Below are 23,450 nucleotides of genomic sequence, written 5' to 3'. Positions count from 1 at the left end.
CCCTTTGATTGACCTTTAGCGCTATTTGGTCATGCGCTGATATTGAGCTGCCTTGAGAAAGACATCGGAATTGGCGGTGTCGTCCAGATAGGCGAACACCTTGTCCATGGAGGTGGTGATCAGTACGCCGTCACCCTTCTCGGTTTCAATCGGCTGGCCTTCGAACGTTTTCTGCTCGATCAACTGCTGCATCCGTTCCAGGTCCAGGTCATAGACCACCAGTTCGTCGGCCGCGTTATCGTTGTCGACCAGGTCGAAGCCGGCGATGACGTAATTAGCGCCGTACTTCTCGGGCAACGCCGCCGACACGTACCAGCGGCTGCCATGGCGCGACACCGTGAAGGTGTACTCGTCGCGGTTCTTGCGATCCCCCTTGCGGTAGCTGACGGCCTTGTACAGATTGGCCCCAGCGCGGCTTATTTCCAGCTCCAGCGGCTCGCCCCAGGCGTTCTTGCTGGTCCAGGTGCCGAGCAGTTTGGGGGGCGCGGTGTCGCTCGTGGGAATAGGGTCCTTGAAAGTCACCAGACATCCGCTCAACAGCGCGAACGACAAGGCGAGCAAGACGCTCCAGACTTTCATCGCTTCTCCTGAAGGTGAGCCCTCGACACCGAGCTCTGAAATTAAGCGTTGCAGCCCACCATTGGCTTGGCGGTGCCCAGCACCAGATGCATCTGGCGGGTAAGAATAGCGAGCATTTCATCGTCTGCGTCGGGACGCGGCCCCTCGAGCAAGCCCTGATATTCCATCCGCCCGATAATCCCCGTCAACACTTGCGCATCCACTTGCGGTTGGGCCGAGCCCATAACCTCGAGAAACTGGGCGCTTCCCTGCAACAGAATCTGCTGGTGGGCGCTGACCAGAGGCGCCAGCCGCGGGTTGATCAGCGCTTCCAGGCGGAACGCGTGCTCGGCGATCAACTGATCGCGACGCGTCAGCAACTGATGGCGCACGTAGTCCAGGGTCATGCGCGCGATCTCGTCCGCCAGCCGCGCGCGGGCATCGGCACTGCCGTCGTTGCGCGCGACCATTTCGCGCAGCAGGGTTTCGGTGTTGGTCCACAGCTTGGCCATGTAGGCCGCGCTGCGCTCGACGTATTGGGCAAAGGCATCGGTGAGCAGGTCGTCGATGTCCTTGAAGTAATACGTGGTGGCCGACAGCGGCACTTGCGCTTCGGCGGCCACGGCACGGTGACGCACGGCACGGACGCCGTCACGAATGAGAATGCGCATGGCGGCATCGAGAATCTGCTGTCGGCGCTGTTCGCTTCCCTGTCGGCTCGCCTTGCGGCCTTGATACTGAACACTCTGTGCGACTGCCGTGGCAAGGCCAGCGGCTCCCTTTTGAGCGATCGTACGATTCACGACAGGTTTTCCTCTTTCGGTCAGTGCGTAGGTCGGGTGTATTCGATTGCAACCTATTATCCCTGTGGGAGCGAATTCATTCGCGATGCAAAGGTACAGCCGACAGAAATTCATCGACTGAAATATTTTCGCGAATGAATTCGCTCCCACAGGGTTGTCGCGCTCGTCTTTACAGACAAAAAAAAGCCGCCCTGCTCAGGCGGCTTGTTTTACAGCGCTTATGCTTGCGGCCGCATGTGCGGGAACAGGATGACGTCGCGGATCGACGGCGAGTTGGTCAGCAGCATCACCAGACGGTCGATACCGATGCCCTCACCCGCTGTCGGCGGCATGCCGTATTCCAGCGCGCGAACAAAGTCGGCGTCGTAATGCATGGCTTCGTCGTCACCTGCATCCTTGTCGGCCACCTGCGCCATGAAACGCTCAGCCTGGTCTTCCGCGTCGTTCAACTCGGAGTAGGCGTTGGCGATTTCACGGCCACCGATGAACAGCTCGAAACGGTCAGTGACGTTCGGGTTGTCGTCGTTACGACGGGCCAGCGGCGACACTTCGAACGGGTACTGGGTGATGAAGTGCGGCTGCTCCAGCTTGTGCTCGACCAGCTCTTCGAAAATCATCACCTGCAGCTTGCCCAGACCTTCGAAGCCCAGCACCTTGGCGCCGGCCTTCTTGGCGATGGCGCGAGCCTTGTCGATGTCGTTCAGGTCATCGGCGGTCAACTCAGGGTTGTACTTGAGGATCGAGTCAAACACCGACAGACGCGCGAACGGCTCGCCGAAGTGGAACACCTTGTCGCCGTACGGCACGTCGGTGCTGCCCAATACCAGCTGAGCCAGTTCACGGAACAGCTCTTCGGTCAGGTCCATGTTGTCTTCGTAGTCGGCGTAGGCCTGATAGAACTCCAACATGGTGAATTCAGGGTTGTGACGGGTCGAAACGCCTTCGTTACGGAAGTTGCGGTTGATCTCGAACACTTTTTCGAAACCGCCCACTACCAGCCGCTTGAGGTACAGCTCAGGCGCGATACGCAGGAACATTTCCATGTCCAGCGCATTATGGTGGGTTTCAAACGGCTTGGCTGCCGCGCCGCCAGGAATGGTCTGCAGCATCGGCGTTTCGACTTCCAGGAAGTCACGCTTCATCAGGAAGCTGCGAATGTGCGCGATGACCTGCGAGCGCACGCGGAAGGTCTGACGCACGTCTTCGTTGACGATCAGGTCGACGTAGCGCTGACGGTAGCGTTGCTCGGTGTCAGTCAGGCCGTGGTGCTTGTCCGGCAGCGGACGCAGCGACTTGGTCAGCAGGCGGACGCTGGTCATTTCGACGTACAGGTCGCCTTTGCCGGAACGGGCCAGGGTGCCTTCGGCGGCAATGATGTCGCCCATGTCCCAGGTCTTGACCGCAGCCAGGGTTTCTTCGGACAGCGTCTTGCGGTTGACGTAGACCTGAATGCGACCGGTCATGTCCTGGATCACCATGAACGAGCCACGGTTGAGCATGATGCGACCGGCAACCTTGACCGGAATCGCCGCCTCGGCCAGCTCTTCCTTGGTCTTGTCCGCGTACTGTTTCTGCAGGTCGTTGCAGTAGTTTTCGCGGCGGAAGTCATTCGGGAAGGCATTGCCCTTGGCGCGCTCGGCAGCAAGCTTTTCCTTGCGCAGGGCGATCAGGGTGTTTTCTTCCTGTTGCAGGGCTTGCGGGTCGAGTTGTTGGTCGCTCATGTCTTTAGATTTTCCATCACAGGTTCGTTGCTTCTTGCCACAGGCAAGGGATCACGGGCCGGTCGCGGTAGAAGGGTGCGCCGTACCCGTAACAGTGGTGTCGCGTTTACAGCCCCTGTTTGAGGCTTGCTTCAAGGTAACCGTCGAGGTCGCCGTCCAGCACCTTGTTGCAATCGCTGCGCTCAACGCCGGTACGCAAGTCCTTGATACGCGAGTCATCGAGGACATACGAACGGATCTGGTGGCCCCAGCCGATGTCCGACTTGGTGTCCTCCAGCGCCTGGGACGCCGCATTGCGCTTCTGCATTTCCAGCTCGTACAACTTGGCCCGCAGCATTTTCATGGCGGTGTCCTTGTTCGCGTGCTGAGAGCGCTCGTTCTGGCAGCTGACCACGGTGTTGGTCGGTACGTGGGTGATACGCACCGCCGAGTCGGTGGTGTTGACGTGCTGACCACCGGCACCGGACGAGCGATAGGTATCGATACGCAGGTCAGACGGGTTGATGTCGATCTCGATCCGGTCGTCGATCTCAGGGGACACGAACACCGCCGAGAACGAAGTGTGGCGACGGGCGCCGGAGTCGAACGGGCTCTTGCGGACCAGGCGGTGCACGCCGATCTCGGTACGCAGCCAGCCAAAGGCGTACTCGCCCTTGATGTGAACCGTGGCGCCCTTGATGCCGGCGACTTCGCCTTCGGACAGTTCCATGATGGTCGCGTCGAAGCCACGCTTGTCGGCCCAGCGCAGGTACATGCGCAGCAGGATGTTGGCCCAGTCCTGAGCCTCGGTACCGCCAGAGCCGGCCTGGATGTCGAGGTAGGCGTTGTTCGGGTCCATTTCGCCGCTGAACATGCGACGGAATTCGAGCTTCTCGAGTGACTCGCGCAGGCGATCGATTTCAGCCACGACGTCGGCGACAGCGCCTTCGTCATCTTCTTCGACGGCCATGTCCAGCAAGTCCTGGGCGTCAGCCAGGCCGGAACTCATTTCATCGAGGGTTTCGACGATCTGCGCGAGCAAGGAACGCTCACGGCCCAGTTCCTGGGCATACGACGGGTTGTTCCAGACAGCCGGATCTTCGAGCTCGCGGTTTACTTCGGTCAGACGATCATGTTTGTGATCGTAGTCAAAGATACCCCCGAATGGCTTCGGAGCGCTCGGACAGGTCCTTGATGCTGTTTAGGATCGGGTTGATTTCCATGGTGGGCAGCACTCGCAGGCGAAATTTTCAAAGCCGGCGAGTATACCCCAGCTCCCGCCCTGATGGCAGCCCGTTGGGCAGGGTGAGAGAGGATCCATGCATTCTCTGGACAGCTCAAAAAATGGGTGGGTGCCCAGCTTCCAGGTGCAGTCCATTCTGTAGGAGACGTCGGAGGTTACGACGGCAGCGAAGGCGGCGGCGCGGTCTCCATCGAGTCGGCTTAAGAACGCATTCGCCACGGTCGTAACCTCCAGCAGCTCCCACCATGCTGCGCATGTCCATTGATCGGTATCGGATCAGCCCACCACCACCTGATTGCGCCCGTTGTGCTTGGCCGCATACAGCCCCTGATCAGCGCTCTGGATCACTTGACGGCTGTGACTGCCGACCTGCGGCACCACGGTCGACAGGCCAATGCTGACGGTCAGGCTCGCGCCTTCGCTGGGTGCGATGTGCGGGATGTTCATGCCGGCCACGGTCTGGCGCAGTTTCTCGGCCAGCAGGCGCGCGCCACCGGGCGAGGTGTTTGGCAGCACCAGCGCGAACTCTTCACCGCCGTAACGGGCCGGCAAATCGGAGGGACGACTGCAACTGGCACGGATCGCCTTGGCGACCTGACGCAACGCTTCGTCCCCCTCCAGGTGACCGAAATTGTCGTTGTACGCTTTGAAGTAGTCGACATCGATCATCATCAACGATAGCTGCGTCTGCTCACGAATCGCCCGGCGCCACTCCAGCTCCAGGTACTCATCGAAGTGGCGACGATTGGACAGCCCGGTCAGCCCGTCGGAGTTCATCAGGCGTTGCAGCACCAGGTTGGTGTCCAGCAACTGCTGCTGACTGACCCGCAACGCGCGGTAGGCTTCGTCACGCTGGAGCAGGGTCATGTAGGAGCGCGAGTGATAGCGGATACGCGCGACCAGTTCGATGGTGTCCGGCAACTTGACCAGATAATCGTTGGCGCCGGCGGCGAACGCCGCGCTCTTGATCAGCGGATCTTCCTTGGTGGAGAGCACGATGATCGGAATATCCCGGGTAGCCGGGTTGTTGCGGTATTCGCGCACCAGCGTAAGACCGTCCAGACCGGGCATGACCAGGTCCTGCAGGATCACCGTCGGCTTGATCTGGATCGCCTGAGCGATGGCCTGATGCGGGTCGGCGCAAAAATGGAAGTCGATGTTCTCTTCGTTCGCCAGCCCGCGCCGGACTGCCTCGCCGATCATTGCCTGATCGTCGACCAGCAACACCATGGCAGCGTTTTCATCCGTGGCGTTTACATCGTCCAGCTGCAAATCATGCATTCAGGGTCTCCTGGTCACAGGCGCGCTGTGAAATCACCTGGAAATTCATTGGGTGAATACCTCGGTCAAGCGAGGCGCTATCGTGTCCAGCGGGCGAATCTCCTTGGCGGCGTCAATCGCGGCTGCCGCTTTGGGCATGCCATACACCGCACAGCTTCGCTGGTCCTGGGCGATGGTGAGGAATCCCCGCTGACGCATCAGCTTGAGCCCCTGGGCGCCATCGCGCCCCATCCCCGTCAACAGAACACCGACTGCATCACCGTTCCAATAACTGGCCACGCTTTCGAAAAACACATCGATCGAAGGCCTGTAAATCTCGTTCACCGGCTCGGCGGTATAGGCCAGCGTGCCGTTCTTCAACAGACGAATATGGTGGTTGGTGCCTGCCAGCAGCACGGCGCCCCTTTGCGGCGGCTCGCCGTCACGGGCCAGCCGGACCTCCAGCCCCGAAGAGCTGCTCAACCACTGCGCCATCCCGGCGGCAAACACTTGATCCACATGCTGAACCAGCACGATGGCGGCCGGAAAGTCCTTAGGCAGCGCCTTCAGCAGCACTTCCAGCGCCGCCGGACCACCAGCGGACGAACCGATCGCGACCAGTCCCTGACGCTGCGAGGCCTCGCGCAACGGTGCCGGTGCCGGACGCACGCGGCTGTCACGCTGGCCAATGAGCCAGCCTATATTAAGAATCTTGCGTAACAAAGGTGCGGCAGCATCCTTGGGATTGCCCGCGCCGATCGCCGGGGTGTCCACGACGTCCAGCGCACCGTGGCCCATGGCCTCGAATACCCGGTGGACATTCTGTTCACGGTCCACCGTCACAATCACGATGGCGCACGGTGTGGCGGCCATGATGCGGCGGGTGGCTTCCACGCCATCCATCACCGGCATGATCAAGTCCATGAGGATCAGGTCCGGTGTCAGTTCCGCGCACCGCTGCACTGCCTCGGCCCCATTGCCGGCGACCCACACCACCTGATGCGCGGGCTCGAACGCCAGCGCACGGCGCAGCGCCTCGACCGCCATGGGCATGTCATTGACGATGGCGATCTTCATCCTTGCGCATCTCCTATCAACTCAACGACCGCGTCGAGCAATGCGTCGTCATGGAAACTGGCCTTGGCCAGATAATAGTCGGCACCGGCGTCCAGCCCTCGACGGCGGTCCTCTTCACGGTCCTTGTATGACACCACCATCACCGGCAATGACTGCAAGCGACTGTCGCGACGCAGCAACGTCACCAGTTCGATGCCGTCCATGCGCGGCATGTCGATGTCGGTGATCAGCAGGTCGAAGTCCTCGGCACGCAACGCGTTCCATCCGTCCATACCGTCCACCGCCACCGCCACCTCGTAGCCGCGCCCGAGCAACAACTTGCGCTCGAGCTCGCGCACGGTCAGCGAGTCGTCGACCACCAGCACGCGTTTACGCGCTTGATTATCAGCCTGGCGATTGCGCCGGTCGATACGTTCCAGCCGCCCGGTATTCAGCAATTTTTCAACCGAACGCAGCATGTCCTCGACATCGATGATCAGCACCGCAGAACCATCGTCGAGCAACGCGCCCGCCGAGATGTCCTGAACCTTGCCCAGGCGGGGATCCAGTGGCAGCACCACCAGCGTGCGCTCACCGATAAAACGCTCTACCGCTACGCCATACACTGCGTCGCGCTCGCGAATGACCACCACTTTGAGTACGTCTTCGTTGTGCAGACTCGCCGGGCGATTGAGCAACTGACTGGCCGCGACCAGTCCGACATGACGCTCCTCGTGCCAGAAATGCTGACGCCCTTCGAGCTGCACGATGTCATCGGCCTGCACGTCACGCATGCGTTCGATGTGCGCCAGCGGGAAGGCATAGGCCTCGCCACCGACCTCCACCACCAGACTGCGCACCACCGACAGCGTGAGCGGCACTTCGAGATGGAAGCAACTGCCCTGCCCTGCCGTCTGGACCAGCTCGACACCCCCACGCAGCTGCCGGACCATGTGCTGCACGGCATCCAGCCCGACACCGCGGCCCGACACTTCGGTGACCTTGTCGCGCATGCTGAAACCGGGCAGGAACAGAAAGCTCAACAACTCTTCCTCGCTCAACTGCGCCGCCGTTTCCTCGGGCGACAACTTGCGGTCGATGATGCTGCGACGCAGGCGTTCAAGGTCGACCCCGGCGCCGTCATCGATCAGTTCGACCACCAGCAGACCCGCCTGATGCGACGCCTTGAGTTTTATCAGCCCCTCCGCCGGCTTGCCGCTGGCGAGCCGTTGCTCGGGTGATTCGATGCCGTGATCGACCGCGTTGCGCAGCAGATGCGTCAACGGGGCCTCGAGTTTTTCCAGCACATCGCGATCGACCTGGGTCTTCTCGCCCTCAATTTCCAGGCGCACCTGCTTGCCCAGAGAGCGTCCGAGGTCGCGAACCATCCGCGCCTGCCCGACCAGAACGTCGGCAAACGGACGCATGCGACAGGCCAACGCGGTGTCGTACAGCAACTGGGCACGCTGGGTCGCCTGCCAGCCGAACTCGTCCAGATCGGACGTCTGCTGAATCAACAAGTGCTGCGCTTCGCTCAACAGGCGCCGGGCTTCTTCCAGCATCTTTTGCGCGTCCGGATCGACGTTGGCATCGAGCAGGGCTTCCAGGTTGTCGAGCGCCCGACTGGCACCGCTTTGCGACCGTTTGACCCGCTGCATGGCGGTCAGGTATGGCTTCAGCCGTTGCGTTTCAACCAGCGACTTGCTCGACAGGTCGAGTAGGTTATTCAAGCGCTCGGCCGTCACGCGCAGCACACGCTCGCCGCCCTCGGCAACCCGGCGCTCTTTACGGCGCCCGGGCTTCGACGGCGCGGGATCGTCTTCGCTTTCAGCAGCGGTGGAGGACGTTGAAGGCACGGGCAGTAACAGATCGGCGGGCAGCGGTTGCGCCGACAGCGGCGCGCTCAACGCCACAGGACCCAGCGCAGACTGGACGGATTCCACCAGCGACTGAGCGTTGGCCAGCAGCAGGTCGTCCATTGACGGCGTCGCGCTCGGCGCTAGGATCGCGTGTCGCGCACCGGGTTTGATCAGGTCAGTCATCAGCGCGACATAACCGTCGACATCGCTTTGTCCAACGCTGCTTGCGCCTGGCGTGGCAATGCGCATGAGCATGTCGGTGCCCATCAGCAGCGCGTCAATGTGCTCGGGCTTGAGATGCAGACGGCCTTCCTGCGCCTCGACCAGACAATCTTCCATGACGTGGGAGACGCTGACGCCTGCATTGACCCCGACGATCCGTGCCGCGCCCTTGAGCGAATGCGCGGCGCGCATGCAGGCTTCCAGCTGATCCGCCTGTGTGGGGTTGCGCTCAAGCGCCAGTAAGCCTGCGCTCAGGACTTGGGTCTGGGCTTCGGCTTCCAGGGTAAACAGTTCGAACAACGAAGCGTCGCGCATCTGATCGGGCGTCATGTCAGGCTCCGGTTCACTGCCGACAACAGGTGTTCTTCATCCAGCAACCGCAGGCTGCGATTTTTCCACTGCACCACGCCTCGGGTGAATCGGGCATTGCTGTTCTGCGCGGGCGCCGACGCCGAATCCAGAAGCCGCACCTCGATGGCGTGAATCCCGTCCACTTCATCGACCGGCACCACCACCGGTCCGCCCTCGGCCGAGACGATCAACATGCGCGGCATGATGCGCGCCGACGTCGAGGGCGCCAGGGAGGTGTCCAGCCCGAGCAGCTCGACGAACGACAGACACGCCACCAGCGCGCCTCGCACGTTGGCAACGCCCAGCAGCGCGCGCGAGCGTTGATGCGGGAGCGAGTGAATGGTCTGCACCGGGGAGACCTCGACCAGGCAGCGTGTCGGCAGGCCCAGCCACTCTTCTCCCAGACGAAACACCACCAGGGAGCGGGTCTTGACGTCGCTGGCCAGGTCCTCGCCATGCATCGACACGCGGTGCTCCTGAGCTAACGCATAGCGGTCGAGCAATCGGGTCGCCGCTGCCGAATACACCGAACAGTTGCGGCAATGAATGTGCTCCACCAGTAACGGGCAGGAGCGGTCGCCATGAATGCCGATCCGGTTCCAGCAATCGTCGATGGCCTGAGCGTCGTGGCTCACCAGTTCACTGTGTACGCCGGTCATCGATTACGTCCTTCTTTGTTCACGCCACGCGCTGCGCGCTCCTGCAAGCGGCGAGCGCCCGCCAGGTCGCCCTGGGCCGCCAGCAACGCCGCCAACTGCGCCAATGTTTCAGGGTGCTGAGGCTCGAGGTACAACGCCTTGCGGTAAAACCCCTGAGCGCCCGCCACGTCGCCTCCCACTTCGCTGAGCAGCCCGAGCCAGTAGAACACTCGCGCCACCGGCTCATAGCGCTTGAGGTATTGCTCGCACGCCGCTTTGGCCTCGGCACTCTTGCCTTCGTTGGCAAGACGCCTGATGTCGTCCAGCAACGTCGCGGCTTCGCCCACGATGGCCGACGGCGGGATCGTCGCGCGGGATACCGGCGGAACCGGTGCAAACGGGCGTACGCTATTTCTGGCACGTGCCGAGATCGGCGGTATCGACGTTGCGAGGCGAGACGGCTCGACGGGCAGCGGCGTCGAAACCGACGGCGCGGTCACGACGGCGAGCTGATCGGGCAACGGGTCAGCGCGGTGTCGAAAGGCGAAGGACTGGGCGATGCCGATCGACGCCATGCCCATGCGGCCGAGCAGGCTGCCTTCCGCAGGGCCGATGAACAGCACGCCGTCATCGCGCGTCATGCGCTTGAGCGCTTCGAAACCGCGCTTCTGGGTGTCGACGTCGAAATAGATCAGCAGGTTGCGACAGAACACGAAATCGTAGGCCGACTGCGCGACGAGCAAGGTCGGATCGAGCAGGTTCCCGGCTTGAAAACTGACGCGCTCGCGAACCCGATCCTCGACGCGATACCCCTCATCGACCTGACTGAAATAACGCTCGCGAAAACCGAGGTCACTGCCGCGAAAGGAATTTTTGCCATACACGCCTTGGCGCGCGCGTTGCAGCGACAACGGACTGATATCGACCGCTTCGACCTTGAACTGCTGCGGTTGCAGACCGGCATCGAACAACGCCATGGCAATCGAATAAGGTTCTTCACCCGTCGAGCATGGCAGGCTGAGGATACGCAGCGGACGCACACCGCCCAGCTGCGCCAGACGCGCAGCGGCCAGTTTGCCCAGCGTGCCGAAAGACTCGGGGTAACGAAAAAACCAGGTTTCGGGCACGATCACCGCTTCGATCAGCGCTTGCTGCTCGTCTGCCGAGCTCTGAAGCAGTTGCCAATAGGCGTCGTGGTCCACGGCCTTGGCACTCATGCAGCGCTGGCGCACCGCTCGCTCGATGATGGCCTCGCCAACGGACGCCACGTCCAGCCCGATGCGGGTCTTGAGGAAGGCAAAGAAACGCGCGTCTTCGCTCATGGCGTCGCCTCGAACGCTTCAAGACTTAAAGGCTGCGCCGGAAACAGCAGTTCACGCACGGAATCGTTCAGCAAATCCTGCACGCGAATCCATTGCAACAGACCCAGCGCATCTTCGCGCACCGGGCCAAGGTACGGCGCCTGCCGGTTGTCCAGGCCGTATTCCTTGAACTCGTCTGGCGCGCAGCGCAGGGTGTCGGTCGCCTGTTCCAGAATAAGCCCCAGCCACTGCGGCGCGCGTTCGGCGCTGACGCGGTAGTTCACCAGCACCAGACGGGTGCTGGTGCGTGGCTGGGCGGGCTCACCGAAGGTCAAGGCACTCAGGTCGATGACCGGCACCACCACGCCACGGTGAGCGAACACACCGGCAACCCAGTGCGGCGCCTGAGCGATGGGTTTGAGCACCAGCCGAGGCAGCACCTCGGCGACTTCCGTCGCTTCCAGCGCATACCGTTCCTGCCCGATGCGAAACAGCAGGAACAGCTTGTTCTTCGGCAACACCACCGTGCTGCGTTTGGCTGAGTGCTCGATCATGGTCCCGACTCAGACCTTGAAGCGCGAAACGCCGCTGCGCAGTCCCACCGCTACCTGGCTCAGTTCGTCGATGGCGAAACTGGCCTGGCGCAGGGACTCCACGGTCTGGCTGCTGGCATCACCCAACTGCACCAGCGCCTGATTGATCTGCTCGGCACCGGTCGCTTGCGCCTGCATGCCTTCGTTGACCATCAACACCCGAGGCGCCAGCGCCTGCACCTGGTGGATGATCTGCGAAAGCTGCTCGCCGACCTGGGTCACTTCAAACATGCCCCGGCGCACTTCTTCGGAGAACTTGTCCATGCCCATGACGCCCGCCGACACCGCCGACTGGATCTCGCGCACCATCTGTTCGATGTCGTAGGTCGCCACGGCCGTCTGGTCGGCAAGACGACGCACTTCGGTCGCAACCACGGCGAAACCACGGCCGTACTCGCCGGCTTTCTCAGCCTCGATGGCGGCGTTGAGGGACAGCAGGTTGGTCTGGTCGGCCACCTTGACGATGGTCACCACCACCTGATTGATGTTGCCGGCTTTCTCGTTGAGGATCGCCAGCTTGGAGTTGACCAGATCGGCCGCGCCCATCACCGAATGCATGGTGTCTTCCATGCGCGCCAGCCCTTGCTGCCCGGAACCTGCAAGGATCGAGGCCTGGTCCGCTGCGGAGGTGACCTCTGTCATGGTCCGGACCAGGTCGCGAGACGTGGCGGCGATTTCACGGGAGGTCGCGCCGATCTCGGTGGTGGTCGCGGCGGTTTCCGTAGCGGTCGCCTGCTGCTGTTTCGATGTGGCGGCGATCTCGGTGACCGATGTGGTGACCTGCACGGACGAGCGCTGCGCCTGGGACACCAGTGCGGCCAGTTCGGTAACCATGTCGTTGAAGCCGGTCTGCACGGAACCGAATTCGTCGTTGCGGTCCAGCTTCAGACGGCTGCTCAGGTCGCCGGTGCGCATGGTGTCGAGAATACGCACGATGCGGTTCATCGGCGCCAGGATCGTGCGCATCAGCAGCAGACCGCAGGTACCTGCCGCCAGAATCGCCACGATCAGCGAAATACCCAGCGTCACTTTCGCCGTGAGAACAGCCGATTCAATGTTGCTTGTGGCCTGATCGGCGACCGCCTTGTTGGCAACGATCAGGTCATTGAGTTGTTTGCGGCCTTGCAACCAGACCGGATTGACCTGCCCGTAGAACTCGGTACGGGCCGAGGCGTAATCGCCGTTCTGATAAGCCTTGATGACGTCGTTCAACAGGCGGGAATAGGTTTCGCGCTGTTTCTCGAAGACGTTGAAATTATTACGATCGGTATCGTCGAAGATGGTCTTCTTGTAGCCGTCGATCTGGGTTTGAAGCCGGGTTTCGAAGTCGGCGTATTGGTCCTGCTCGGCACGGGTCAGCTCGCGCGCCTTGCCTTCGCCAATCAATTCCAGGGTACGGATATAGCTTTCACCCCAGGCACTGCGCACCAGCGTGCTGAAGTAAACGCCCGGCAACGCATCGTCGCTCACCGCTTCTTCACTGCTCTGGATCGACAAGAGTCGGGTGTAAGACACGACAACCATCAGCAGCATGATGGCGATGATTACAGCGAAGCTCGCCAAAATACGTTGACGCAACGTCCAGTTCTTCACAGTCAGCCCTCAAGAGTTCAACACCGGCAAAAACCGGGTTCAAGAAGCGGACCGCAGACGGCCCGAAGCGAGCGGAGTATAGCCTAGTGACCTACCAATTAACCGGGCTGTTTCCGACATAGATAACGCGATAACGCACAGATATAGAAGAAATATCTGACACGTTATCGGCATGTGGAGGGATTGCTTGATGGCAGGAACGTGGCGGACTGGCGGATGACTGGACCACCCGCAAACCTGTGGGATAGCCGGGATGACCGGACCAACCGCGAACCTGTGGGATGGCCGGGATGACCGGATCACCCGCGAACCTGTGGGAGACGTCGGAGGTTACGACGGCAGCGAACGCGTTGGTTCAGTTGTAGATGGGTTGCCTGACACTACGCTTTCGCTGCCGTCGTAACCTCCGACGTCTCCTACAGGAATCCAATCCCTGTCACTGCTGGGATTGGCGCACCTGGTTTTCCAGCTCCTGCTTGAGCCCCGGCTCAATCTTCAACTGTTTGGCGAGCTCATCCAGATACGCGCGCTCCATGAAGTGCTCTTCATCGACCATCATCACGCTGGCCAGGTACATCTCGGCTGCGATTTCCGGGGTGCGCGCGGACCGGGCGACGTCGGTCGGGTCCAGCGGCTTGTTCAGCTCGACGTGCAGCCACTGCTGCAAGTCCCTGTCGCCGGTCAGGCGAGTGAATTCACCTTCGATCAACTGCCGTTCGTTTGCGTCAACGTGACCATCGGCCTTGGCCGCCGCCACCAGCGCTCGCAAGATGGCCTCGCTGTGTTGCTCGACCTGAGCCGGAGGCACCCGGTCAACCGTCTGCGGCTCGGCCTGTTCCGCGGTGCCCTGATTAGCCTGCCAGTTCCCATAGGCCTTGTAAGCCAGGACACCTATTGCGGCCAGACCGCCGTAGGTCAGCGCCTTGCCGCCGATCTTGCGCGCGCTTTTGTTGCCCAACAGCAACCCCATCGCCCCGGCTGCCAGTGCGCCGCCCCCCGCGCCCGACAAAAACCCGCCGAGGTTGCCGCCGCCCACTTTGCCCAGCAGATCGTTGAGCCCGCCTTGAGCGCCCTTCCCCTGCACGCCGTTACCGTGCGAGCCGGATTGCGCCGACCCGCCTGACGCGTTCTTCAGCAGGTCCTGACCGGATTTCAACAGTTGATCGAGCAAGCCACGGGTGTTCATAAAAAAGCTCCTGAAAACGGAAGAAACGATTCGACCCGCAGGGTAAGACGAAGTCGGCAATTCGGACTTTCAGGTGTGCTTCTGAATGTTGCTGCGCAAATACAGGTCGCTGGCGGCCCTTCAGGAAAAACGATATACAGTCGTTCAATTCTAAAAAGCCAAGCGGACGGGTGTTCTCATGATGACGCTGCGCCAGATCCGTCACTTCATTGCAGTCGCGGAAACCGGATCGATCTCGGCGGCCGCCCAAGCGGTATTCATCTCGCAATCGACGCTGACGCTGGCCATTCAGCAGTTGGAAGAAGAGATCGGGGTCAGCCTGTTTAGCCGCCACGCCAAGGGCATGACCCTGACCCACCAAGGCCATCAGTTCCTGCGTCAGGCCCACCTGATCCTCGCCACTGTCGAAAATGCCAAGCGCAGCCTGCAACAAGGCGCCGACCAGGTGGCCGGGCAGTTGATCATCGGCGTGACGAGCCTGGTCGCCGGTTACTACCTCGCCGACCTGCTGACCCGTTTCCAGCGTGCTTATCCCAATGTCGACATCCGGGTGATGGAGGACGAGCGGCCGTACATCGAACACCTGCTGGTCAGCGGCGAGATCGACGTCGGTGTCTTGATCCTGTCGAACCTGGAAGATCGACATGCGCTGCAAACCGAGGTCCTGACTCACTCGCCCCACCGCCTGTGGCTGCCGGCGCAACATCCATTGCTGGAGCACGACAGCATCAACCTGGCCGACGTCGCACGTGAGCCGCTGATTCAACTCAACGTCGATGAAATGGGCACCAATGCCCAGCGGGTCTGGTCCCGCGCCGGGCTGCAACCCAAGGTCACGTTGCGCACAGCTTCGACCGAAGCCGTCCGCAGCCTGGTGGCCGCCGGCCTGGGCGTGTCGATCCAGCCAGACATGACGTATCGACCGTGGTCGCTGGAAGGCGACATCATCGAAGCACGCCCGATAGCAGACCTGACTCAGACCTTGGATGTAGGTCTTGCATGGCGGCGAGGCACCGCGCGTCCCTCTTTAGTCGATCCGTTTCTCAGCGTGGCCCGAGAACAACCGCACCCGGGACGCAGGCCATCTATTTAATCGAACGCTGCGTTCAGTATTTAGAATTTGTCGAGCCCTGGAAGCCGCACTAGGCTCTGAGGCTTGGGAACGGAGTTGTTTCAGGGTTTTACGGATCACTGCGGTCTGGATCTGTAGGAGCGAATTCATTCGCGAGACGTCAGTACAGCCAATAGAAACAGGTCGATCGAAACATCTTTCGCGAATGAATTCGCTCCCACAGTGATCCATCGTTGCTGCCCGACAACGGCGGCAGGTTGGACACAAGCCACGAATAACAAAGCATCGACACAAGGAAGCTCGAACAATGGCTGGCGCAGCAACCCCGCACACAGCACCCCCTCAACTGTTCACCTCATTGCTGATCGACGGTGAACTGGTCGCGGGTCAGGGGGTTGTCGAACCGATTCTGAACCCCGCCACCGGCGAGGTATTGACCCACATTGCCGAAGCCAGCACCGAGCAGGTCGAGACCGCCATTCTGGCGGCCAACCGTGCCTTTACCGGCTGGTCGCGCACCACCCCGCAACAACGCTCCAACATTCTGCTGAGCATCGCCGACGCCATTGAAAAAAACGCTGACCATCTGGCGCAACTGGAAGCGCTGAACTGCGGCAAACCCCTGCACCTCGCGCGTCAGGATGACCTGACCGCCACCGTCGATGTGTTCCGCTTCTTTGCCGGCGCCGTCCGTTGCCAGACAGGCCAGCTGTCCGGCGAATACGTGCCGGGCTACACCAGCATGGTTCGCCGTGACCCGATTGGCGTCGTTGCATCGATTGCACCGTGGAACTACCCGATCATGATGGCCGCCTGGAAGATTGCGCCGGCGCTGGCGGCGGGCAACACGCTGGTGTTCAAACCCTCGGAGCACACGCCACTGTCGGTGTTGGCGTTGGCGCCGGTCTTCTCCCGTTTGCTGCCAAACGGTGTGATCAATATCGTCTGCGGCGGCGGTGAAGGCGTCGGCAGTCACCTGGTCAGCCACCCGAAAGTGCGCATGGTCTCGCTGACCGGCGATATCGTCACCGGCCAGAAAATCCTTCAGGCCGCGGCAAAAACCCTTAAACGAACCCACCTCGAACTGGGCGGCAAGGCGCCAGTGATCGTCTGCAACGACGCCGACATTGCTGCGGTCGTCGAAGGCGTGCGCACCTACGGCTATTACAACGCGGGCCAGGACTGCACGGCCGCGTGCCGCATCTACGCTCAGGCCGGCATTCACGACAGGTTGGTCGCCGAGCTCGGCGCTGCGGTCAGCAGCCTGCGATTCGCCGGCAAGCGCGATGCCGACAACGAGATCGGGCCGCTGATCAGTGTGCGTCAGCGTGACCGGGTCGCCAGCTTCGTCGAGCGTGCGCTGAGTCAGCCTCATATCGAGCGCATCACCGGGGCGGCTGTGCATTCCGGTCCCGGATTTTTCTACCAGCCGACCTTGCTTGCAGGCTGCAAGCAAGGCGACGAAATCGTCCAGCGTGAAGTGTTCGGCCCGGTGGTGACGGTCACCCGCTTCGACGAATTGTCTCAGGCCGTGGACTGGGCAAACGATTCCGAATACGGACTGGCCTCGTCGATCTGGACGCAAAACCTCGACAAGGCCATGCAAGTCGCCGGGCGTTTGCAGTACGGCTGCACCTGGATCAACAGCCATTTCATGCTGGTCAGCGAAATGCCCCATGGCGGCCTGAAACGTTCGGGCTACGGGAAAGACCTGTCGAGCGATTCGCTTCAGGACTACAGCGTTGTCAGACACATCATGGCCCGCCACGGCAGCGATCTGGCGTGAACAGGAGATGCAACATCGGCTTCAACTAACACCGCTACGCTAATAAGAGCTTGAAACAAGCACGCTGCACCGAGTCACCGTTCGAAACTGCCCCGACCATAATTTGAAAAAGAGGGAACCCCCATGTCAGTGCAAAAGACCGCGCTCCTCAGCGCTGTAATCACCGCGTTGTTCGCCAGCGGCACCTTGCAGGCCGCTGAAACACTCAAGGCTGTCGGCAACGGCGAAGGCCAGCTGGATATCGTGGCGTGGCCGGGTTACATCGAACGGGGCGAAAGCGACAAGGCCTATGACTGGGTCACAGGCTTCGAACAGGAGACCGGGTGCAAGGTCAACGTCAAGACGGCGGCGACCTCCGACGAGATGGTCAGCCTGATGACCAAGGGCGGTTATGACCTGGTGACGGCATCGGGGGATGCGTCGCTGCGTCTGGTGGCCGGCAAGCGTGTGCAGCCGATCAACACCGACCTGATTCCCAACTGGAAAACCCTCGACCCGCGCCTGAAAGACGGCCCGTGGTACACCGTCAACAAGCAGACCTACGGCACGCCCTATCAGTGGGGCCCGAACGTGCTGATGTACAACACCAACGTGTTCAAGACCCCGCCCGTGAGCTGGAGCGTGGTGTTCGAGGCACAGGACCTGCCGGACGGCAAACCGAACAAAGGCCGCGTGCAGGCCTATGACGGCCCGATCTACATCGCCGACGCGGCGCTGTACCTGAAAACCGCCAAGCCGGAACTGAAAATCGAAGACCCTTACCAACTGACCGAAACCCAGTACAAAGCCGTGCTCGACCTGCTGCGTGCCCAGCACCCGCTGGTGCACCGCTACTGGCATGACGCGACCGTGCAGATGAGCGACGTGAAGAACGAAGGCGTCGCGGCCTCCAGCTCCTGGGGCTACATGGTCAACGGCCTGGTCGCCGACAAGCAGCCGGTCGCCTCGACCATTCCGCAGGAAGGTGCGACCGGTTGGGCCGACACCACCATGCTGCACGCCGACGCCAAACACCCGAACTGCGCCTACAAGTGGATGAACTGGTCGCTGCAACCGAAAGTCCAGGGCGACGTCGCAGCGTGGTTCGGCTCACTGCCGGTGGTGCCCGAGGCGTGCAAAGCCAGCGACCTGCTGGGTGCCGAAGGTTGCGCCACCAACGGCTTCGATCTGTTCGACAAGATCGCTTTCTGGAAAACCCCGCAGGCCGAAGGCGGCAAATACGTGCCGTACAGCCGCTGGACCCAGGACTACATCGCGATCATGGGCGGGCGATAAGGCAGGGGTGTGCCGGATGAACCCGTTCTCCGGCACACCGCAAAACCTGTAGGAGCGTGGCTTGTCCCGCGATCGGCCGGGAACCGGTCGTAAAACCTGCTAATGCGGTGTGTCAGTACAACCGCGGCGCCTGATTTTGCGACTGCCGCGCAGCCGATCGCGGGACAAGCCACGCTCCTGCAGTGACCGCGTCCTTTGTTGATCGTGCCAAAACTCCGCGTGGGAACGATCATCCCAGTGACGGCGTTCTTTCAGATGTTTGCATGTTGATGCACCCGGCGAACCCGCTGCGACGGCGTTCGCGTTCACTTGAGGTTTCACCATGACCCTTGCAGTCCAGTTCACCCACGTTTCCCGTCAGTTCGGCGAAGTGAAAGCCGTTGACCGGGTTTCCATCGACATCAAGGACGGCGAGTTCTTTTCCATGCTCGGCCCGTCGGGCTCGGGCAAAACCACCTGCCTGCGCCTGATCGCAGGCTTCGAACAACCCAGCGCCGGTTCGATCCGCATCCACGGCGAAGAAGCCGCCGGATTGCCGCCCTACCAGCGTGACGTCAACACCGTGTTCCAGGACTACGCGCTGTTCCCGCACATGAACGTGCGCGACAACGTGGCGTATGGCTTGAAGGTCAAGGGTGTCGGCAAAAGCGAGCGACTGGCGCGTGCCGAAGAAGCCTTGAGCATGGTCGCGCTGGGTGGCTATGGCGATCGCAAACCAGTGCAACTGTCAGGCGGTCAGCGCCAGCGCGTGGCACTGGCCCGAGCGCTGGTCAATCGTCCCCGCGTGCTGTTGCTCGACGAGCCGCTCGGCGCCCTCGACCTCAAGCTGCGCGAGCAAATGCAGAGCGAGCTGAAAAAGCTGCAACGCCAGCTGGGCATTACCTTCATCTTCGTGACCCACGACCAGACCGAAGCGCTGTCGATGTCGGACCGTGTCGCAGTGTTCAACAAGGGCCGCATCGAGCAGGTCGACACCCCGCGCAATCTGTACATGAAACCGGCGACCACCTTCGTCGCCGAATTCGTCGGCACCTCCAACGTATTGCGCGGCGAACTGGCGCAACAGCTGAGCGGCACGCCGAACGCGTTTTCCATTCGCCCGGAACACATCCGCTTCGCAGAAGGCCCTGTGGCGAGTCATGAAATCGAGGTCAGCGGCCTGCTGCACGATATTCAATATCAGGGCAGCGCCACTCGCTACGAACTGAAACTGGACAACGGCCAGACCCTCAGCGTCAGCCAGGCCAATACTCAATGGCTGGACACCAGCGCGCAGCACCAGACCGGTCAGCGTATCTGTGCTCGCTGGGCGCGCGAGGCGATGATCCCGCTGGCCGACACCGTTGCAGAGGCCCGTTGAGATGAGCCAGACACTCGCCCATGCGGCGCCGATGTCAGGGCAATCGCCGCTGCGGCGCTTTTCCAACCTGCTGTATCGACGGCCGAACCTGTACCTGTCGCTGCTGCTGATCCCACCGCTGCTGTGGTTCGGCGCGATCTACCTCGGCTCGCTGCTGACGCTTTTGTGGCAAGGGTTCTACACCTTCGACGACTTCAGCATGACGGTCACGCCGGACCTGACCCTGACCAATTTCGGCGCGCTGTTCAACCCGGCCAACTTCGACGTCATTCAGCGCACGCTGAGCATGGCGATCGTCGTGTCCATCGCCAGCGCCATCGTTGCCTTTCCCATCGCCTATTACATGGCGCGCTACACCACGGGCAAGACCAAGGCGTTTTTCTACATCGCGGTGATGATGCCGATGTGGGCCAGTTACATCGTCAAAGCCTATGCCTGGACGTTGCTGCTGGCCAAAGGTGGCGTCGCGCAGTGGTTCGTTCAGCACCTGGGGCTCGAACCGGTGCTGCAGGTGATTCTGGGAATTCCCGGTGTCGGCGGGAGCACCTTGTCGACCTCACACCTGGGGCGCTTCATGGTGTTCGTCTACATCTGGCTGCCGTTCATGATCCTGCCGATCCAGGCCTCGCTGGAACGCCTGCCACCGTCGCTGCTGCAAGCCTCGGCCGACCTGGGCGCCAAACCTCGGCAGACCTTCATGCACGTGATCCTGCCGCTGTCGGTGCCAGGCATCGCTGCGGGTTCGATCTTCACGTTCTCGCTGACCCTGGGTGACTTCATCGTGCCGCAACTGATCGGCCCACCCGGTTACTTCATCGGCAGCATGGTCTACGCGCAGCAAGGCGCCATCGGCAATATGCCCATGGCGGCGGCCTTCACCCTGGTGCCGATCGTGCTGATCGCCATCTACCTGTCCATCGTCAAACGACTGGGGGCATTCGATGCGCTCTAAACCTTTGGTGAAGCAGGGCGACCAGGCCTCGTGGGGTCTGAAGATCGCCGCGTGGGGCGGGCTGGTGTTTCTGCACTTCCCGATCCTGATCATCTTCCTGTACGCGTTCAACACCGAAGACGCCGCGTTCAGCTTTCCGCCGCAGGGCTTCACTCTGAAGTGGTTCAGCGTGGCCTTCTCGCGGCCAGATGTGCTGGAGTCGATCAAGCTGTCGCTGCAGATCGCCTGCGTCGCCACGCTGATCGCGCTGGTGCTCGGAACCCTGGCCTCGGCCGCGCTTTACCGTCGCGACTTCTTCGGCAAAGACGGCATCTCCCTGATGCTGATCCTGCCCATCGCCCTGCCCGGCATCATCACCGGCCTGGCGCTGCTGTCGGCGTTCAAGACGCTGGGCATCGAGCCGGGGATGTTCACGATCATCGTCGGTCACGCGACCTTCTGCGTGGTGATCGTCTACAACAACGTCATCGCGCGTCTGCGCCGCACTTCTCACAGCCTCATTGAAGCGTCGATGGACCTGGGTGCCGACGGCTGGCAGACGTTTCGCTACATCATCATGCCCAACCTGGGCTCGGCGTTGCTGGCCGGCGGCATGCTGGCGTTCGCGCTGTCGTTCGACGAAATCATCGTCACCACTTTTACCGCGGGCCACGAACGCACGCTGCCGATCTGGCTGCTCAACCAACTCAGCCGTCCCCGGGATGTGCCGGTGACCAACGTGGTCGCGATGCTGGTGATGATCGTGACCATGCTGCCGATTCTCGGCGCGTATTACCTGACCCGCGGTGGCGAGAGCGTGGCCGGGAGTGGCGGGAAATAATGAATACAGGATCGAAACACGCCACTGATCCCCTGTGGGAGTGAGCTTGCTCACGAAGAGGACCGTACATCCGAAGCAGATGTGGGGGCTGCAAGTCAGTCTACGTGAGCAAGCTCACTCCCACAGGGTGGCGTTCCACCGAATACGCATCGCAGGCCAATGTGCCGCGACGAAACATTCAATAGCTACAAGAAGAGGACAACCCCATGCAAACCAAACTGCTGATCAATGGCCATCTGGTCGCCGGTGACGGTCCCGCTCAACCGGTGTTCAACCCTGCGTTGGGCCGGGTGCTGGTGGAAATCAACGAGGCCTCCGAAGCGCAGGTCGACACCGCCGTGCGCGCCGCCGATGCGGCGTTTGAAAGCTGGTCGCAGACCGCGCCGAAAGACCGCTCGCTGTTGCTGTTGAAACTGGCCGACGCCATCGATGAAAACGCCGAGGAACTGGCGAAGCTGGAATCGGACAACTGCGGCAAGCCTTACCACGCCGCGCTGAACGACGAGCTTCCGGCGATTGCCGATGTGTTTCGCTTCTTTGCAGGCGCCAGCCGTTGCATGAGCGGGTCTGCCGCGGGCGAATACCTGCCCGGTCACACCTCGATGATTCGTCGCGATCCGGTGGGCGTGATCGCGTCCATCGCGCCGTGGAACTACCCGCTGATGATGGTCGCCTGGAAAATCGCGCCAGCGCTGGCGGCCGGCAACACCGTCGTGCTCAAGCCTTCGGAACAAACGCCCCTGACGGCGCTGCGTCTGGTGGAACTGGCCAATGACATCTTCCCGGCAGGCGTCTTGAATCTGGTGTTCGGTCGCGGCCAGACCGTGGGCAATCCGCTGGTGACCCATCCGAAGGTGCGCATGGTCTCGCTGACCGGCTCCATCGCCACCGGGTCGCACATCATTTCCAGCACCGCCGACAGCGTCAAACGCATGCACATGGAGCTAGGCGGCAAGGCGCCCGTGATCATTTTTGACGACGCTGACATCGACGCGGCGGTGGAAGGCATTCGCACGTTCGGCTTCTACAACGCAGGGCAAGACTGCACCGCCGCGTGCCGCATCTACGCGCAAAAAGGCATCTATGAGCAGTTCGTGCAGAAGCTCGGCGACGCGGTCAGCAGCATCAAAGTGGGTCAACAGGACGACCCGGAAACCGAACTGGGTCCGCTGATCACCGCGCAGCACCGCGACCGGGTGACGGGATTTGTGGAGCGTGCCGTCGCGCAGTCGCACATCCGCCTGATCACCGGTGGCAAGGCCATTGAAGGCAACGGGTTCTTCTTCCAGCCAACGGTCATTGCCGACGCGCAGCAAGATGACGAGATCGTGCGCCGTGAGGTATTCGGCCCGGTAGTGTCCGTGACTCAATTCGACGATGAAGCGCAGGTGCTGGGCTGGGCCAACGATTCGGATTACGGCCTGGCGTCGTCGGTCTGGACGCAGGATGTCGGTCGCGCCCATCGCCTGTCTGCCCGCCTGCAATATGGCTGCACCTGGGTGAACACGCACTTCATGCTCGTCAGCGAAATGCCGCACGGCGGGCAGAAGCTGTCCGGCTATGGCAAGGACATGTCCATGTACGGGCTGGAGGATTACACCACCGTACGGCACGTGATGTTCAAGCACTGAGCTGACACGATCCCACTGTAGGAGCGTGGCTTGTCCCGCGATCGGCTGCGCAGCAGTCGCAAAATCAGGCGCTGCATTTTTAATGACTCATGATTGATGATCGTTCCCACGCTCCGCGTGGGCATGCAGCCGGTGACGCTCCGCGTCACACAAGGGACGCAGAGCGTCCAGGGAGGCGTGACCACGCAGGG

Annotated in this window: 19 protein-coding genes; 7 read left to right on the top strand and 12 right to left on the bottom strand. The window is 61.6% G+C overall.

Annotated elements, in window-relative coordinates:
- Nucleotides 1-21: 21 nt before the first annotated feature.
- The 12 genes from ABDX87_RS19480 to ABDX87_RS19425 all read right to left on the bottom strand — a co-directional run bounded on the left by ABDX87_RS19480 (nt 22) and on the right by ABDX87_RS19425 (nt 14,363).
- Nucleotides 22-579 carry a hypothetical protein gene (locus tag ABDX87_RS19480; protein ID WP_346829347.1) on the bottom strand — a complete coding sequence of 186 codons (558 nt, stop codon included), beginning with the start codon at nt 577-579 and terminating at the stop codon, nt 22-24.
- Between the two features lie 41 nt (nt 580-620).
- The gene (locus tag ABDX87_RS19475; RefSeq protein WP_346829346.1) at nt 621-1,361 is read right to left on the bottom strand and encodes a TetR/AcrR family transcriptional regulator; all 741 of its coding nucleotides are present in this window, start codon (nt 1,359-1,361) and stop codon (nt 621-623) included.
- A 218-nt stretch (nt 1,362-1,579) separates the two neighbouring features.
- Nucleotides 1,580-3,082 carry a lysine--tRNA ligase gene (lysS, locus tag ABDX87_RS19470; RefSeq protein WP_346829345.1) on the bottom strand — a complete coding sequence of 501 codons (1,503 nt, stop codon included), beginning with the start codon at nt 3,080-3,082 and terminating at the stop codon, nt 1,580-1,582.
- Between the two features lie 106 nt (nt 3,083-3,188).
- Nucleotides 3,189-4,284 (bottom strand): peptide chain release factor 2 gene (gene prfB, locus ABDX87_RS19465; protein ID WP_346829344.1). Its coding sequence is split into 2 segments (ribosomal slippage): nt 3,189-4,211 and nt 4,213-4,284, totalling 1,095 coding nucleotides; the frame shifts between segments, so codons are not numbered across the junction.
- Between the two features lie 296 nt (nt 4,285-4,580).
- On the bottom strand, nt 4,581-5,585 hold the full coding sequence (locus ABDX87_RS19460) for a PleD family two-component system response regulator (RefSeq protein WP_346829343.1): 1,005 nt from the start codon (nt 5,583-5,585) through the stop codon (nt 4,581-4,583).
- A gap of 45 nt (nt 5,586-5,630) precedes the next feature.
- Nucleotides 5,631-6,641: a chemotaxis response regulator protein-glutamate methylesterase gene (locus tag ABDX87_RS19455; RefSeq protein ID WP_346829342.1), complete on the bottom strand. Its 1,011-nt coding sequence runs from the start codon at nt 6,639-6,641 to the stop codon at nt 5,631-5,633.
- Entirely contained in the window at nt 6,638-9,031 is a 2,394-nt protein-coding gene (locus ABDX87_RS19450; protein WP_346829341.1) for a hybrid sensor histidine kinase/response regulator, read from the bottom strand. Before ABDX87_RS19450 ends, ABDX87_RS19455 begins: the two co-directional genes overlap by 4 nt.
- Nucleotides 9,028-9,711 (bottom strand): chemotaxis protein CheW, encoded by a 684-nt coding sequence (locus tag ABDX87_RS19445; RefSeq protein WP_346829340.1) that lies wholly within the window; start codon nt 9,709-9,711, stop codon nt 9,028-9,030. Before ABDX87_RS19445 ends, ABDX87_RS19450 begins: the two co-directional genes overlap by 4 nt.
- Nucleotides 9,708-11,012: a CheR family methyltransferase gene (locus tag ABDX87_RS19440; RefSeq protein ID WP_346829339.1), complete on the bottom strand. Its 1,305-nt coding sequence runs from the start codon at nt 11,010-11,012 to the stop codon at nt 9,708-9,710. The genes ABDX87_RS19445 and ABDX87_RS19440 overlap by 4 nt, the downstream gene beginning before the upstream one ends.
- On the bottom strand, nt 11,009-11,545 hold the full coding sequence (locus tag ABDX87_RS19435; protein WP_346829338.1) for a chemotaxis protein CheW: 537 nt from the start codon (nt 11,543-11,545) through the stop codon (nt 11,009-11,011). Before ABDX87_RS19435 ends, ABDX87_RS19440 begins: the two co-directional genes overlap by 4 nt.
- A gap of 9 nt (nt 11,546-11,554) precedes the next feature.
- The gene (locus tag ABDX87_RS19430) at nt 11,555-13,177 is read right to left on the bottom strand and encodes a methyl-accepting chemotaxis protein (protein WP_346829337.1); all 1,623 of its coding nucleotides are present in this window, start codon (nt 13,175-13,177) and stop codon (nt 11,555-11,557) included.
- Between the two features lie 436 nt (nt 13,178-13,613).
- The gene (locus ABDX87_RS19425; RefSeq protein ID WP_346829336.1) at nt 13,614-14,363 is read right to left on the bottom strand and encodes a tellurite resistance TerB family protein; all 750 of its coding nucleotides are present in this window, start codon (nt 14,361-14,363) and stop codon (nt 13,614-13,616) included.
- A 178-nt stretch (nt 14,364-14,541) separates the two neighbouring features.
- Between ABDX87_RS19425 and ABDX87_RS19420 the strand changes: the two genes are divergently transcribed.
- The 7 genes from ABDX87_RS19420 to ABDX87_RS19390 all read left to right on the top strand — a co-directional run bounded on the left by ABDX87_RS19420 (nt 14,542) and on the right by ABDX87_RS19390 (nt 23,259).
- Nucleotides 14,542-15,456 carry a LysR family transcriptional regulator gene (locus tag ABDX87_RS19420; RefSeq protein WP_346829335.1) on the top strand — a complete coding sequence of 305 codons (915 nt, stop codon included), beginning with the start codon at nt 14,542-14,544 and terminating at the stop codon, nt 15,454-15,456.
- A gap of 286 nt (nt 15,457-15,742) precedes the next feature.
- Nucleotides 15,743-17,221, top strand: a complete 1,479-nt coding sequence (locus ABDX87_RS19415) for a gamma-aminobutyraldehyde dehydrogenase (RefSeq protein ID WP_346829334.1) — start codon at nt 15,743-15,745, stop codon at nt 17,219-17,221.
- Nucleotides 17,222-17,344: 123 nt separating this feature from the next.
- Nucleotides 17,345-18,496, top strand: coding sequence for a putative ABC transporter substrate-binding protein YdcS (gene ydcS / locus ABDX87_RS19410; protein ID WP_346829333.1), 1,152 nt, complete (start codon nt 17,345-17,347; stop codon nt 18,494-18,496).
- Nucleotides 18,497-18,818: 322 nt separating this feature from the next.
- A complete protein-coding gene (locus tag ABDX87_RS19405) occupies nt 18,819-19,856 on the top strand; it encodes an ABC transporter ATP-binding protein (protein ID WP_346829332.1) in 1,038 nt (345 codons plus the stop codon).
- A 31-nt stretch (nt 19,857-19,887) separates the two neighbouring features.
- Nucleotides 19,888-20,808, top strand: a complete 921-nt coding sequence (locus tag ABDX87_RS19400) for an ABC transporter permease (protein WP_346833569.1) — start codon at nt 19,888-19,890, stop codon at nt 20,806-20,808.
- The gene (locus tag ABDX87_RS19395) at nt 20,798-21,628 is read left to right on the top strand and encodes an ABC transporter permease (protein ID WP_346829331.1); all 831 of its coding nucleotides are present in this window, start codon (nt 20,798-20,800) and stop codon (nt 21,626-21,628) included. The genes ABDX87_RS19400 and ABDX87_RS19395 overlap by 11 nt, the downstream gene beginning before the upstream one ends.
- A 206-nt stretch (nt 21,629-21,834) precedes the next feature.
- Nucleotides 21,835-23,259, top strand: coding sequence for a gamma-aminobutyraldehyde dehydrogenase (locus tag ABDX87_RS19390; protein ID WP_346829330.1), 1,425 nt, complete (start codon nt 21,835-21,837; stop codon nt 23,257-23,259).
- Nucleotides 23,260-23,450 lie beyond the last annotated feature (191 nt).

It is taken from the genome of Pseudomonas abietaniphila (assembly GCF_039697315.1).
GTDB lineage: Bacteria > Pseudomonadota > Gammaproteobacteria > Pseudomonadales > Pseudomonadaceae > Aquipseudomonas > Aquipseudomonas abietaniphila_B.
Note: the sequence above shows the minus strand (reverse complement) of the source record. Positions and strands in the feature narration are given on the sequence as shown.

Excerpts from the sequence above, each read along its gene's own strand:
- ABDX87_RS19425 (WP_346829336.1), bottom strand. The coding sequence starts at position 14,363 with ATGAACACCCGTGGCTTGCTCGATCAACTGTTGAAATCCGGTCAGGAC.
- lysS (WP_346829345.1), bottom strand. The coding sequence starts at position 3,082 with ATGAGCGACCAACAACTCGACCCGCAAGCCCTGCAACAGGAAGAAAAC.
- ABDX87_RS19395 (WP_346829331.1), top strand. The coding sequence starts at position 20,798 with ATGCGCTCTAAACCTTTGGTGAAGCAGGGCGACCAGGCCTCGTGGGGT.
- ABDX87_RS19460 (WP_346829343.1), bottom strand. The coding sequence starts at position 5,585 with ATGCATGATTTGCAGCTGGACGATGTAAACGCCACGGATGAAAACGCT.
- ABDX87_RS19415 (WP_346829334.1), top strand. The coding sequence starts at position 15,743 with ATGGCTGGCGCAGCAACCCCGCACACAGCACCCCCTCAACTGTTCACC.
- ABDX87_RS19420 (WP_346829335.1), top strand. The coding sequence starts at position 14,542 with ATGATGACGCTGCGCCAGATCCGTCACTTCATTGCAGTCGCGGAAACC.
- ABDX87_RS19455 (WP_346829342.1), bottom strand. The coding sequence starts at position 6,641 with ATGAAGATCGCCATCGTCAATGACATGCCCATGGCGGTCGAGGCGCTG.
- ABDX87_RS19480 (WP_346829347.1), bottom strand. The coding sequence starts at position 579 with ATGAAAGTCTGGAGCGTCTTGCTCGCCTTGTCGTTCGCGCTGTTGAGC.
- ABDX87_RS19445 (WP_346829340.1), bottom strand. The coding sequence starts at position 9,711 with ATGACCGGCGTACACAGTGAACTGGTGAGCCACGACGCTCAGGCCATC.
- ABDX87_RS19390 (WP_346829330.1), top strand. The coding sequence starts at position 21,835 with ATGCAAACCAAACTGCTGATCAATGGCCATCTGGTCGCCGGTGACGGT.
- ABDX87_RS19405 (WP_346829332.1), top strand. The coding sequence starts at position 18,819 with ATGACCCTTGCAGTCCAGTTCACCCACGTTTCCCGTCAGTTCGGCGAA.
- ABDX87_RS19440 (WP_346829339.1), bottom strand. The coding sequence starts at position 11,012 with ATGAGCGAAGACGCGCGTTTCTTTGCCTTCCTCAAGACCCGCATCGGG.
- ydcS (WP_346829333.1), top strand. The coding sequence starts at position 17,345 with ATGTCAGTGCAAAAGACCGCGCTCCTCAGCGCTGTAATCACCGCGTTG.
- ABDX87_RS19450 (WP_346829341.1), bottom strand. The coding sequence starts at position 9,031 with ATGACGCCCGATCAGATGCGCGACGCTTCGTTGTTCGAACTGTTTACC.
- ABDX87_RS19400 (WP_346833569.1), top strand. The coding sequence starts at position 19,888 with ATGTCAGGGCAATCGCCGCTGCGGCGCTTTTCCAACCTGCTGTATCGA.
- ABDX87_RS19435 (WP_346829338.1), bottom strand. The coding sequence starts at position 11,545 with ATGATCGAGCACTCAGCCAAACGCAGCACGGTGGTGTTGCCGAAGAAC.